The 13001-nt window shown below is 67.8% G+C and carries 12 protein-coding genes; 4 read left to right on the top strand and 8 right to left on the bottom strand.

All coding sequences use genetic code 11. The features are described 5' to 3' along the window. Nucleotides 1-16: 16 nt before the first annotated feature. Nucleotides 17-1216 carry a CaiB/BaiF CoA transferase family protein gene (locus tag BLR29_RS12460; protein WP_092137253.1) on the top strand — a complete coding sequence of 400 codons (1200 nt, stop codon included), beginning with the start codon at nucleotides 17-19 and terminating at the stop codon, nucleotides 1214-1216. Further along, nucleotides 1213-2049, top strand: coding sequence for a citryl-CoA lyase (locus BLR29_RS12455; RefSeq protein WP_092137252.1), 837 nt, complete (start codon nucleotides 1213-1215; stop codon nucleotides 2047-2049). The genes BLR29_RS12460 and BLR29_RS12455 overlap by 4 nt, the downstream gene beginning before the upstream one ends. Here BLR29_RS12455 and BLR29_RS12450 read toward each other — a convergent pair whose 3' ends face one another. The 3 genes from BLR29_RS12450 to BLR29_RS12440 form a co-directional block, all read right to left on the bottom strand. Further along, the gene (locus BLR29_RS12450) at nucleotides 2050-2856 is read right to left on the bottom strand and encodes a phosphate/phosphite/phosphonate ABC transporter substrate-binding protein (protein WP_092137251.1); all 807 of its coding nucleotides are present in this window, start codon (nucleotides 2854-2856) and stop codon (nucleotides 2050-2052) included. A 12-nt stretch (nucleotides 2857-2868) separates the two neighbouring features. After that, the gene (locus tag BLR29_RS12445; RefSeq protein WP_369804588.1) at nucleotides 2869-3906 is read right to left on the bottom strand and encodes an ornithine cyclodeaminase family protein; all 1038 of its coding nucleotides are present in this window, start codon (nucleotides 3904-3906) and stop codon (nucleotides 2869-2871) included. A 112-nt stretch (nucleotides 3907-4018) separates the two neighbouring features. Further along, nucleotides 4019-5008 carry a Bug family tripartite tricarboxylate transporter substrate binding protein gene (locus tag BLR29_RS12440; RefSeq protein ID WP_255371206.1) on the bottom strand — a complete coding sequence of 330 codons (990 nt, stop codon included), beginning with the start codon at nucleotides 5006-5008 and terminating at the stop codon, nucleotides 4019-4021. Nucleotides 5009-5312: 304 nt separating this feature from the next. Here BLR29_RS12440 and hutC point away from each other — a divergent pair, with 304 nt between their 5' ends. Further along, the gene (gene hutC / locus BLR29_RS12435; protein ID WP_092137248.1) at nucleotides 5313-6035 is read left to right on the top strand and encodes a histidine utilization repressor; all 723 of its coding nucleotides are present in this window, start codon (nucleotides 5313-5315) and stop codon (nucleotides 6033-6035) included. Nucleotides 6036-6193: 158 nt separating this feature from the next. On the opposite strand, the gene BLR29_RS12430 is transcribed toward hutC, so the two are convergent. Both BLR29_RS12430 and BLR29_RS12425 read right to left on the bottom strand, forming a co-directional pair. Next, nucleotides 6194-7435, bottom strand: a complete 1242-nt coding sequence (locus tag BLR29_RS12430) for a GGDEF domain-containing protein (protein WP_092137338.1) — start codon at nucleotides 7433-7435, stop codon at nucleotides 6194-6196. Nucleotides 7436-7650: 215 nt separating this feature from the next. Continuing rightward, nucleotides 7651-8430 carry an IclR family transcriptional regulator gene (locus BLR29_RS12425; protein WP_092137247.1) on the bottom strand — a complete coding sequence of 260 codons (780 nt, stop codon included), beginning with the start codon at nucleotides 8428-8430 and terminating at the stop codon, nucleotides 7651-7653. Between the two features lie 406 nt (nucleotides 8431-8836). Between BLR29_RS12425 and BLR29_RS12415 the strand changes: the two genes are divergently transcribed. Beyond that, a complete protein-coding gene (locus tag BLR29_RS12415) occupies nucleotides 8837-10063 on the top strand; it encodes an MFS transporter (protein ID WP_092137245.1) in 1227 nt (408 codons plus the stop codon). Between the two features lie 30 nt (nucleotides 10064-10093). Here BLR29_RS12415 and BLR29_RS12410 read toward each other — a convergent pair whose 3' ends face one another. The 3 genes from BLR29_RS12410 to BLR29_RS12400 form a co-directional block, all read right to left on the bottom strand. Further along, nucleotides 10094-10864: a class I SAM-dependent methyltransferase gene (locus tag BLR29_RS12410; protein WP_092137244.1), complete on the bottom strand. Its 771-nt coding sequence runs from the start codon at nucleotides 10862-10864 to the stop codon at nucleotides 10094-10096. A gap of 387 nt (nucleotides 10865-11251) precedes the next feature. Further along, nucleotides 11252-12121 carry an ABC transporter permease gene (locus BLR29_RS12405; RefSeq protein ID WP_092137243.1) on the bottom strand — a complete coding sequence of 290 codons (870 nt, stop codon included), beginning with the start codon at nucleotides 12119-12121 and terminating at the stop codon, nucleotides 11252-11254. A gap of 21 nt (nucleotides 12122-12142) precedes the next feature. Continuing rightward, entirely contained in the window at nucleotides 12143-13000 is an 858-nt protein-coding gene (locus BLR29_RS12400) for an ABC transporter ATP-binding protein (protein ID WP_092137242.1), read from the bottom strand. Nucleotide 13001: the final 1 nt, after the last annotated feature.

The following is a 13001-nucleotide window of genomic DNA, read 5'->3' as shown; positions in this document are numbered from 1 at the left end:
TCAAGGCAGGACCCTCATGCAAAAGCCGCTACGCAATATCCGCGTGCTCGATCTCACCAACGTGCTGGCCGGCCCCTTCTGCTGCCACCAGCTGGCGCATATGGGCGCCGAGGTCATCAAGGTGGAAACCCCCGGCACCGGCGACCTGGCCCGCCAGCTTGGCGCCGATGCCGACCTGAACAAGCGCCTGATGGGGGTCTCGTTCCTGGCCCAGAACCCGGGCAAGCGGTCGATCACGATCAACTTCAAGCATGCGCGCGGCAAGGAAGTCTTCCGCAAGCTCGTGCAGAGCGCCGACGTGGTGGTGGAAAACTTCCGCCCCGGCGTGATGACGCGACTCGGGCTGGGCTACGAAGAACTGAAGCAGGTCAATCCACGCCTGATCTACTGCGCGATCTCGGGTTTCGGGCAGGACGGTCCGCTCTCCGACCTGCCGGCGTATGACCAGATCATCCAGGGCATGTCCGGCGTGATGAGCATCACCGGCGATGCGGAAACCGCGCCGTATCGCGTGGGCTATCCGGTATCGGACACGATCGGCGGCATCACGGCGGCGTTCGCGATTGCCGCGTCGCTGGCCGACACCGAACGCACCGAAGGCTATTTCCTCGACGTCTCGATGCTGGAGGCCACGCTGGCCACGATGGGATGGGTAGTCTCCAACCACCTGATCGCGGGCAAGGCGCCGAGCCCCATGGGCAACGAGAACATGACCGCGAGCCCCTCCGGCACGTTCCGCACGGGCGATGGCCCGCTGAACATCGCGGCCAACAAGCAGGAGCAGTTCGAGGCCGTGTGCCGCGTGGTGGGCCGTCCGGAGCTGGCCACCGACCCGCGCTTCGCGGATCGCCAGGCGCGGCTGGCCAACCGGGCCGCGCTGACGGCCGCGCTGGAAGCCGAGCTGGCCACGAAATCCGCCACCGAATGGTGGCAACTGCTGAACGAGGCCGGCGTGCCGGCGGGTCCGGTCCTGAACGTGCCGGATACGCTCGCGCATCCGCAGGTGCGCGACCGCGGCATGATCGGCCACTTTGCCAACGTGCCCGGCGTGGGCCGCGACATCCGGCTGGTGCGCACGGGCTTCAAGGTCAACCATGAAGCGCCGTCGGTCGATACGCCGCCGCCCGAACTAGGCCAGCACACCAACGAGATCCTTGCCGAGCTGGGTTACGGCGCGGCCGACATCGAGACCATGAAACAGGAGCGCGCACTATGAGCGAAGCCATTGACGCCGGCCAGCAGGCCTCCCAGGACTGGTGGCGCACCGAGATCATCGATATGAAGCCGGGCGAGATCCGGTATCGCGGCTATCCGATCGAGCAACTGATCGGCAACGTGTCCTTTGCGCAGATGATCTGGCTGATGCTGCGCGGCGAGCTACCCGCGAAGCGCGAAGGCGAGTTGCTGGATGCGGCGCTGATGGCCGCGGTGGACCACGGCCCGCAAGCGCCTAGCATCGCCATCGCCCGCATGGCGGCGACGTGCGGCGTGGGCCTGAACAATGCGATGGCGTCCGCCGTCAACGTGCTCGGCGACGTGCACGGTGGCGCGGGCGAGCAGGCGGTGGAGCTGTATCAGGACATCGCACGCCGCATCGATGCGGGCGCAACGCAGGCCGATGCCGTGGACGCCGCGCTGCGCGACTATCGCGACCTGCACGGCAAGTTTGTCTCGGGCTTCGGGCATCGCTTCCATCCGCTCGATCCGCGCGCGCCGCGCCTGCTGGCGCTGGTGGACCAGGCGGCTGCCGATGGCGTGGTATCGGGGCGCTACGCGAACATCGCCCGCGCCGTGGAGCAGGCGCTGGGCGCAGGCCGCGCCAAGCCGATTCCGATGAATATCGACGGCGCCACGGCCGTCATCTACGCCGAGCTGGGTTTCCCGGCACCGCTGGCACGCGGCCTGTTCTGCCTGTCGCGCTCGGTCGGGATCCTGTCCCATGCCTGGGAGCAAACGCAGCAAGGCGGCCGCAACAAGGGGCCGATCCCGCGCCAGTACATCTGGACGTACGACGGCCAGCCGCAACGGGACGTGCCGCCGCAGGACTGATCAGCGGATTTCCGGATAGTGCCCTGCCCCTGCAGCCGCGGGCGGCAGGGTGTCATAGGCGCGTACATCCGGCACCGCAAAGCGGCTGACCAGCACGGCATCCAGCCACGGCGCGTAGCGTGGGTCATCATGCAAGCCGCACAGCTTGTCGCGCAGGCGCGCAAGATCTGCCTCCGGCAAGCCATCCGATGCCACCAGCAACGGAATTGGTGTCCACGGTGTGGTGGCGATCGTCTCCAGCCCCGCCAGCATCACCGGCTCGTGGCGCCGCACCAGATCGAGGAAATAGCTGTCGAGCGCCGTGACATCGATCTGCCGCTCCTGCAGCGCCGTCAGCACGCGCATCGGCGTATCGAGCGGTCCCACGGACGCCGAGAACAGCGCCCGCCCATCCTTTGCATGATCGGCAAGCAGCAGCCGGGCGGATTGATAGCCCGATTGCGAATGCGGCACCATCCAGCCAAAGCGATGGCCGAAGGTCTCTTCCAGCGTGCGCCATCCGCATTCGCTGCGCACCAGCAGTTCGCTGCGATAGCGCGCGAGGCCCTCGTACACCGCCGGCGCGGGCACCGGCGCCACTAGCGGCACCACGGGTGCCCCCCCCTGCGCGAAAGGCAGTCCGCACATGAAGCCGCAGACCAGGTCGCGCCGCTGCCAGAGCACCGTCAGCGACGCCGGCCACGCGTGCGGCACCACCTGCACCGGCCAGTCCAGGTCGGCAAAGACCTGGACGAACAGCCGTCGCCACGCGGCGGCCACCGCCGGCGTGGCGTTGTACATGCGGAACGAGGCAATGCCGGCAACCATGCGCAGCCCCGCTCAGGCGAAACGCAAGGTCTGGCCCAGGCCCATCGCGCGCGCCTTGGTCAGCATGGCATGGCCCAGGGCGATGTCGGTGGTCGACAAGCCACGGTGCCAGAACAGGATCGTCTCGTCATCGCGCTCGCGCCCCGGCTTGCTGCCCGCCACGATCTGGCCGAGTTCCGCGTGCAGGTTCTCTTCGTTCAGCCGCCCGCTGTCCACATGCTGGCGCAGCGCGCCAAACGGCAGGCCCTTGCGGCACTGGCCCCAGTCATCCACCACCATCTTGCTCATGATGTCCGTGAGCGACAGTTCCACGGCGCTCATCGTCCCGTAGGGAATCACCAGCGCGCCCGGCTTGATCCACTCGGTCAGCAGCATCGGCGTGGGCTTGGGCAGGCGCGACGCCTCCACGACGATATCCGCGCCCCGCACGCACGATTCCCAGTCGTCGGTGACGATTACCGGCTTGCCCAGGTCGCGCGTCAGCCGTGCGGCAAAGGCGTCGCGGCTCTCGGGCCGGCGCGAATGCACGCGGATCTCGTCGAAATCGAACAGCGAATCCAGCAGCCGCACATTCCAGTACGAGGTGCCGCGCGCGCCCACGTGCCCGAGGATCTTGCTGCCCTTGCGCGCCAGATGCTTCGCGCCGAGCGCGGTGACCGCGCCCGTGCGCATGTCGGTGATCGCGGTGGCATCGATCACGGCCAGCGGCACGCCGTTGTCGGGATCGAACAGGTTCAGCAGCGCCATCTCGGAAGGCAGGCCCTGCTTGTAGTTGTCGACGTAATCGGAGACCACCTTCACGCCGGCCACGTGCAGCGGCTTGATGAACCCGCGCAGCACGTTGAAATGGCCCTTGTCCGACGATTCCGGCACCAGGTGCACGCGCGGCTCGATCACGGTCTCGCGGCGGCCCTGCGCGGCCAGCGCCTGTTCCACGGCCGCGAGAATCTCGGCATCGGTCAACGCCAGCGCCGCGACATCGGGGCCATTCAGGTAGGTCAGGTACAACTCTTTCACGGGGGTCTCCTTCCTTAGAGGCGCTATCAACATGAAGCGCCAGCGGTTCTGGCTAGACGCGTGGCCGCAGACAGTACAAGTGGTACGACCAGCGAGTGTGGCAAATGCGGCAACGACGCCAGGATCTTTTTTTAAGCGGCCCCTCTCACTGCAGCGGGGGGATGTTGGCGCGGTGCACGATCGCGCGCCATTTGGTGGTTTCGCTGGCGATCGTCGCGCCGAAGGCCTGCGCGCTGTTGCCCACGGGCTCGAGGCCCAGGCCGTCGAGCTTTTCGCGCACGTCCGGCTGCCGCAACACCGTGGCCACGTCGGCCTGCCACTTCTGCACGATGGCGTCTGGCGTGCCCTTTGGCGCCACCAGCCCGTACCACGACGTCACGTCAAAGCCGGGATAGCCGGATTCCGCCACCGTCGGCACGTTCGGCAACTGCGGCAGCCGGCGCGGGCCCGCCACGGCCAGCGGCACCAGCTTGCCGGTGCGGATGTGCTGCAGCACCGTGGAAATGCCGCCGAACATCATCTGCACCTGGCCGGCCAGCACATCGTTCAACGCCGTGGCCATGCCGTTGTAAGGCACGTGCACGGTCTTGATGCCGGCCTCCAGGTTCAGCAGTTCACCCGCCAGATGGGCGCCACTGCCATTGCCGGGCGACGCGAAATTCAGCTCGCCGGGATGCCCCTTGGCGTAGGCCACCAGTTCCTTCAGGGAGTGCGCACGCACCGCGGGATTCACCACCAGCACATTCGGCGATGCGGCCAGCATCGTCACGGGCACGAAATCGCGCGTGTCGTAGTTGAGTTTGGGAAACAGGATCGGGTTGACGGTCAGGTTGCCGGCCGGCGCCAGGCCCAGCGTGTAGCCGTCCGGGGCCGAGCGGGCGACGGCCTCCATGCCGATGTTGCCGGCCGCGCCGGGCTTGTTGTCGACCACGACCGACCTGCCCCACTTCTCCGACAGCTTCTGGCCCACGAGTCGCGGCAGCGCATCGGCCACACCGCCAGCGGCAAACGGCACGATGATCCGCACCGGCTTGTTGGGATAGGCGTCCGACTGCGCGGCAACGCGCGCGGACCATGACAGGGCGGCTAGCGGCAACAGCAACGCCGACGCCAGCTTGCAGACGAGACGACTCACTTCGGGCTCCCCGGTTTGATGCCTGGATCTGGATGCCAGCCACGCGACCGGCATTGCGCACTTGTCTTCACGGCTGGCTTGTATAGACTGATCTTAGCGACGCCGCCTGTTACTGTATAGACAACTTTTCGCAGATGGAAAAGCGATTTCCGCATAAGATGCGGAGCCGCACGCGGATGGTGCGGCGCAGCACCACACGGGTGCCCTGCCGTGCGAGGCGTGGATCGCATTGCACCGAAGCGGCCCGCGTACGCCCTTCGCATTTTTCCCATCGACACTGACGATCCGCCCGCCAGGAGCCTGCATGCCCTCAGCCCAACCGTCGCCCGATCCGACGCCTGCGTTCCAGCGCATCAAGAACTATGTGCAGGGACAGATCGAGGCCGGCACTTGGCAGGAAGGCGATGCGATTCCGCCGGAACTCAGGCTGGCGGCCGAGTTCGGCGTGTCGCGCATGACGGTGAATCGCGCCCTGAATGAGCTGGAGGCCGAGCAGGTGCTCGTGCGGCGCAAGGGCGCGGGGACGTTCGTGGCGCAGCAACGCTACCAGGCCACGGTGGTGGAAATCCGCAGCATCGCGGAAGAGATTCGCGCGCGCGGCCATCGGCATCGCAGCGCGTTGTTCCGGCTGGAACGCCAGCGCGCCACGCGGCTGCTGGCCACGCAGTTCGACGTGACCGAGCGCAGCACCCTGTTCCATTCGCTGATCCTGCACTACGAGAACGACACGCCGATCCAGGTGGAAGACCGCTGGGTCAACCCGGCGCTGGCGCCGGGCTATATGGAGCTGGATTTCGGCGCGGTCACGCCGAATGAACACCTGATGCGCGTGGCGCCGCTGCAGCGCGTGGAGTACCAGATCGAGGCACAACTGCCGACGGCCGAGGTGGCCGAGATGCTTGGCATCGGCGAGGAAGAGCCCGCGCTGGTGCTGCGCCGGCGCACGTTCTCCCGCGACGCGGTGGCTTCCCTCGTGGTGCTATGGCATCCGGGCAAGCGATACAGGTTCGGGGGAGCACTGGGCTAGAGGTCGTTTCAAAAAGATCCTGGCGTCGTTGCGCGGCCTGGCCGTACCACTTGTACTGTCTGCGGCCGCACGCCTAGCCAGGACCGCTTCGCTTCATTTTGAAACAACCTCCAAGGCGCGCCCGCCGGTTGGCGCTGGACGTTTCAACATTGCGGCCATCAAGCCGGCGTCGCGCAGTCCAGGTCCGCCTGCGCCGGCGCCTCCGATGCGGCGTCCTCCGCCACCACGGGCAACATGCTGGAGCCCAGCACGTATTGATCCCGGCCGCGCTGCTTGGCGGTATAGAGCGCGCGATCGGCATCGGCAAACAGATTGCGCCACAGGCCTTCACGACTGGTGGGCGCGCCGCGTAGTTGCGCCACGCCGATGCTCACGCTGGCGTAGCCGCCGTTGCCCGGCAGTTCGATGGCGCGCACCTTGCGCAGGATCCGGTTGGCCAGCGCCGTGGCCTGATGCTCGTCCGTGTGGGGACACAGGATGCAGAATTCCTCGCCGCCGTAGCGTGCGGCGATATCCGAGGCGCGACGCGAATTGTCCAGCGCGGTGGCGATCTCCCGCAACACGTTGTCCCCCGCATGATGGCCGTGGGTATCGTTGACAAGCTTGAAGTGATCGACGTCGATGACCAGGCAGGACAGCGCTTCGCCGTCGCGTTGCCAGCGGGCCACCATGCCGACGGCGGTCATGTCCAGCGCCCCGCGGTTGAGCAGGCCGGTCAGCGCATCCAGGCGCGCCCCGCTCTCGTTGCGGGCGATGATCTGCTCCATCGCCATCAGGCTGAAACCGAACAAACCCAGCAGCACGGCAATCAGCGGCGCCAGCGGCCAGACCGAGCCACTGGCCTGCACGAACACCGGCACGCCGGGTATCCCTTTCGGCGTTGCCACATAGGTCAGCGTCACCACCTGCGAGGCCAGCAGCACGAGGTGCGAGGCCAGCACCAGCGGACCACCGATGCTGGTACGCCCACGCACGCCGCGCAACATCGTGACGATGGTGCTGAGCGACGCCACGGCCAGCACGCTGTACGCCACGGCGGAAATGAGCTGACGACCATTGGACAGGCCGGTCATGAGCAAGAGCAGCGCCAGCACCAGCAGGCCGATGCCGCGCAGTGTCGCGGCGTACTCCGGCAAGCCGTAGTAGACCCGCACGCCACGGTAGATGGCCAGGCGGCCGATGACATAGGCGCCGGCGCCCAGCGCGATCAGTGGCAGGGAGTCGGCACCCGCGCTGGCCGCCACCACCAGCCCCGCGCCGGAGGCGATGACGTGCCCCGATGCCCACAGCCGCCCGGCCTCGCTCCTGCGAAGCGCGAGCACAAGCCCCGCCGCCATGACCAGCGTGCTGGAGAACACCACCATCATGACGACCAGAATGGTCTGCGGGGCCAGGTGCAAGGGAATCAAAATCCTCTCAAGTGACCGGGGGCGGCTACCGTTATTGCGGTTAACCCTTAACGGGTCTGGATGCCGGGAATATGCGGCAAGAAAGCCGCATGATAGCCCGCGCCTTCTACGCCGGGGCACCCCCGACAAGCCGGGTTAGCGTGGGCACAACGCTCTGAATTTGCGGCGAAAACTGGCTGGCCCGAATCGGGAGAATCCCGGCCGGTTCAGTCCTCCTCAGGCTCCGCCATCTGGCTGCCCGGGGACGACGTGCCCGCCGGCACCACGTCCGGGAATGTGCCGCCCAGCGCGCGCGTCAGCGCCCTGGCCGCATCGAGCACCTGATCGCGGAAGGCTTCCGAGAACCGCGGCGTGGGGCACGTCAGCGTCAAGGCGCCCTTCAATTCCCCGGCCGGGCCGAACACCGGCGAAGAGACCCCCGCGATATCGGGGCTGCGATCGCCGACCAGCGCGATCACGCCCTCGTCGCGAATGCGCTGGTAGATCTCGCCGCGCGCCCCCGAGAATGCCCGCAGCACGCGCCCGCCCGATCCGCGATGACGCGGCAGCAGATCGCCCGCGCGGATGTGGTCGCGCACGGGCTGCGGGGAATCCACGCGATACAGGCAGAGCCGGTGTTCGCCCTGCTCGACGTGGAACGCCGCGGATTCCCGCGTGACGCGCACCAGCTCGCGCAGCGCCGGCATCACCACCTGCTCCAGCGAGAACGATGCGGCATAGACCGCATTCAGGCGTGCCACCTCGGACCCCAGCCCGTAACGGCCATCGGCCAGCCGCTGCACCAGCCGCGCATGCTCCAGCGATGCCAGCAAGCGCAGCAAGGTGCTCTTGTAGAGCCCGCTGCGTTGCGCCAGCTCGGCCAGGCTCAGCGTGGCGTCGCCCTCGCGGAACGCCGACAGCACGTACAGCGCCCGATCCACGGCCACGGCGCCGCCCTCGGCGGAATGCTTGTCGGCTTCGGAAAGTTGGGCGGCTTTGCGTGGCATAGGGAGAGGGGTGGCCCCCGCCGTGGAGGGCTGGTCGGAACGGGCGTCCACCGTATAGAACGCCACATGGCTTGTCAATCGGCCAAAAGCGGTCTCGCGGGCGCGTCCGGCACGTCAGCGGCGAGATCGACGCAATCCCGGTATGATCCCTGCTTCCGGGTTTTCCCTAAGAGGTTGCTTCAAAATGAAGCGAAGCGGTCCTGGCTAGGGCGAAGCAGGGGTTTCGGATCGCACGCGATCCGCCTGCGTAGCGGCATGCGCCTGCCAGCGCATGCGCGCCCTGCAAGGGCGCGGCCGCAGGCAGTACAAGTGGTACGACCAGGCCGCGCAACGACGCCAGGATCATTTTTAAGCAACCTCTGCACCAGACCCGGGCCTGACGCCCCAATCCGAACGACCGCCCCGCATGACCGCCCCGACTTCCGCCCTGGATATGCCGCCGCATGGCGATTCCGCCCCCGGCACACTGAACCGCCGCATCCTTTCCGTCGTCTTCTTCAACTTCATCGCCTATCTGGCGGTGGGCTTGCCGATCGCCGTCGTACCGGGCTTCGTCCACGGCGACCTGGGCTACAGCGCCGTCGTCGCCGGGCTGGCGGTCAGCATCCAGTACCTGGCCACGCTGATGAGCCGCCCGTGGGCGGGCACGCTCTGCGACACGCAGGGGCCCAAGCGGTCCGTGCTGACCGGGCTGGCGCTGTGCACGGGTAGCGGCGTGCTGACGCTGGTGGCCGCGCTGTTCGCGGGCACCGACTGGCTAGGGCTGGGCTGGCTGCTGGCGGCGCGCCTGATGCTGGGCGCCGGCGAGAGCCTGGTCACCACCGGCACCATCGCGTGGGGCATCGGCAGCGCGGGTGCGCGCCACACGGCCAAGGTGATTTCGTGGAACGGCATCACCACCTATGGTGCGCTGGCGCTCGGCGCACCGGTGGGCGTGGTGCTGGCCCGGCACGGCGGTCTGGCATCGATCGGCGTGGTGACGATGGTGACGGCCTGCGTCGCGCTGCTGCTGGCGCGTCGCAAGGCGCCCGTGCCGATCCTCAAGGGCGAACGCCTGCCCTTCCGCCGCGTATTCCGCGCGGTGATGCCATTCGGTCTGTGCCTGGCGCTGGGTTCGGTCGGCTTCGGCGTCATCACGGCATTTATCACGCTCTACTACGGCAGCCATGGCTGGGACCATGCGGCGCTGGCGCTGACGGCGCTCGGCACTTGCTTTGTGCTGGCGCGGCTGGTCATGGCCGACAGCATCGGCCGCTTTGGTGGCTATCCGGTGGCCCTGGTGTCATTCGCGGTGGAAGCGGCCGGCCTGGCGATCCTGTGGCTGGCGCAGGCACCGTGGCAGGCGCTGGTGGGCGCGGGCGTGGTGGGCTTTGGCTTCGCGCTGGTATTCCCGGCGCTCGGCATGGAGGCCGTCAAGCGCGTGCCGCTGACCAATCGCGGCTCCGCGCTCGGCGCCTACGCGCTGTTCCTCGACGTGGCGCTCGGCCTGACCGGTCCGCTGGCCGGTCTGGTGGCCAAGCAGGCCGGCTATGCGTCGGTGTTCCTGTGCGCCGCCGTGGCGGCGCTGCTTGCGCTCGGCTTCAGCCAGTGGCTGGCCGCGCGCTACCGGCAGCAACTGGTGCCGGCCCGCTAGGCGTCAGTCGCGTCGTTCGCGTCGTTCGCCTCAGGCGCGCCGTTCGCAGCAGTACGCTTCGGTGCTGTACGGGAACGCCACCTCATCCCGCCCCTGCAGCGCCGGATCGGTGGCGATCACCTCGCGCAACTGCGCACGCACGGCGTCCTGCTTCGCCGCCGGCAACGACGCGATAAAACTCACCGACATCACGCGGTCCACCACCACCTGCTCCGGCGGGCCGCTGTGCGTGTAGGGCATGCGCGTCAGGCCGAGCGGACCAAAGCCTTCCGCGGGAAACACCTTCTTCCAGTCACCCCGGTAGAAACGCGGGGCATCGCCCTCGAACGGGGTCATGATCTGCGTGAGCTTCGCCACCCAGCCGACCGACTCGTCGCGGACATTCCACACCAGCCCGAGCTTGCCGCCGGGGCGCAGCACGCGACGGATCTCGCGCATGGCGGCCGTGTTGGCAAACCAGTGAAAGGCCTGTGCGCACACCACGGCGTCGACGCTGCCATCGGGCAGCGGCATCGACTCCGCGCTGCCTTCCAGCGCCGTCACGGTCGGCAGTTTCGACGTAAGCTGCGCGCGCATCTGCGCGACGGGCTCGACGGCGATGACCGTGGCGCCCGAAGGCAGCAGTAACGGGGTGAACTTGCCGGTGCCGGCGCCGAGGTCGACAACGGTCTTGCCGGGCGCGAGCCCCAGCGTGTCGCGGAGCCAGTCGGCAAGTCCGGCAGGATAGTCGGGACGCCCGCGGGCGTAGGCATCGGCCTGGGCGGAGAAGCCCTGGGCGGCGGCGTGGTGGATGGCGGTCATGGGCGCGAGTCGGGAATGGTTGGGGACGCAAACGAAATGGCGGCCAGGCAGGCCGTGCCGTGTTTGTCCAGACGTTTCCCGGCCGTGCGCTGCGATGCCGGAGACGTACCTTACTCCGCCCCCGGTGCTCGGGCAAGCCGCGTACTTGCCGCAGGATGAATCGCTTTGATCGTATCGCTTAGAGGCGCTATAAAAATGAAGCGCCAGCGGTTCTGGCTAGGGCGAAGCAGGGGTTTCGGATCGCACGCGATCCGCCTGCGTAGCGGCATGCGCCTGCTGGCGCATGCGCGCCCTGCAAGGGCGCGGCCGCAGACACCATACAAGTGGTACGGCAAGCGAGTGTGGCAAAACCCGGCAACGACGCCAGAATCATTTTTATAGTGCCTCTCAGTGTTGCATGCCCCAGCGGCGTACCGTCAAACGCTCCAGCGTGGAAAACACCAGCCCCTCCACCGCCAGTCCGATCAGGATCACGGTGGCCAGCCCGGCGAAGACGCGGTCGGTGTAGAGCTCATTGCGATTCTGGAAGATGTACCAGCCGAGTCCCCCCTTGCCCGACGATGCGCCGAACACCAGCTCGGCTGCGATCAGCGTGCGCCATGCAAAGGCCCAGCCGATCTTGAGCCCGGACAGGATCGCGGGCAGCGCGGCGGGCACCAGGATCAGCACCACAAAACGCAGCCCACGCAGCCCGTAGTTGCGGCCCGCCATGCGCAGGGTCTCCGGCACGCCCCGGAAGCCGGCATAGGCGTTGAGGGCCAGCGGCCACAGCACCGAATGGATTAGCACGAAAATCAGGCTCTTGCTGCCCAGGCCGAACCACAGCAGCGCCAGCGGCAACAACGCGATGGCCGGCAGCGGGTTGAACATGGCGGTGAGCGTATCCAGCACATCGCGCCCGATGCGCGTGGACACCGCCAGCGTGGTCAGCGCGAATGCCAGCGCAATGCCGGCCAGATAGCCCTGCAGCAGGATCGACAGCGACACCGCGGCCTTGCCCGGCAGCTCGCCGCTGGCGACGCCCTCCGCGAAAGCCCGCGCGGTGGCCAGAAACGTCGGCAGCAGCAGGTCGTTATCCTGGATGCGCGCAACGACTTCCCAGATCACCGCCAGCGCCAGCAGGATCACGGTCTTGCGCAACCAGCCCTGCTGCCATAGCCGGCGATGCCACGGCAGCGGCCGGGACAGCGGGACGGCGGTGAACGGTTCGAGCGCCAGCTCGTATTCGGGGCGGATGGGGGTGTCCAGCGTGGTCATGAATGGTCTCTCGTTGGCGCGCTAGGCATGGACCACCTTGCCGTGCGCCGCGGTTCGCGCCTCGGGTTCGTCGAACAGCATCTGGTGGATCCGCTGCGCGGCGGCCTGAAAATCGGCACTGCCCTGGCTCGCCAGGCTGAACTGATGGCTGTTGAGCTCCGCGCGCACGCGGCCCGGATGCGGCGACAACAGCAGGATGCGGCTGCCCACCACCAAGGCCTCTTCAATCGAATGCGTGACAAACAGCAGCGTGAACGCCGCGTCGTCCCACAGCGCCAGCAATTCCTCCTGCATGCGCCGGCGCGTCAGCGCATCCAGCGCGGCAAACGGTTCATCCATCAGCAGCACCTTGGGCCGCATCGCCAGCGCGCGCGCAATCGCCACGCGCTGCTTCATGCCACCCGACAGCGTATGCGGATACGCGTCCGCGAACGCCGACAGTCCCACTTTGGCGAGGCTATCCATCGCCGCATCGGACGCTTCCGCGCGCGACATGCCGCGCGACCGTTGCAGCGGGAACATGACGTTCTGCCTGACCGTCTTCCACGGCGGCAACTGGTCGAATTCCTGGAACACGACGATGCGGTCCGGCCCCGGCGCCTGCACGCGCTGGCCATCGAGCCGGATCACCCCCTCGGCCGGCGGCACGAAGCCGGCCACCGCCTTGAGCAGCGTGGACTTGCCGCAACCGGAAGGTCCCAGCAGCACGAAGCGGTCCCCCGCGTGCACGTCGAAACTCACGCGATGCGTGGCGCGCACCACGCGTGCGGGCGTGCGGTACTCCAGCGAGACGCCGTCCACCTGCAGCAGCGGCCCACGGCTGGCACCGCGATCGGATACGACGCGCAGGTGCGCGCTGTTGTGGAGGGCGTCGGCCATG

Origin of the sequence: Cupriavidus sp. YR651 (assembly GCF_900101625.1) — a bacterium.
Lineage (GTDB): Bacteria > Pseudomonadota > Gammaproteobacteria > Burkholderiales > Burkholderiaceae > Cupriavidus.
The sequence above is the reverse complement of the archived record's forward strand: the minus strand, read 5'-3'. Positions and strand labels throughout refer to the sequence as shown.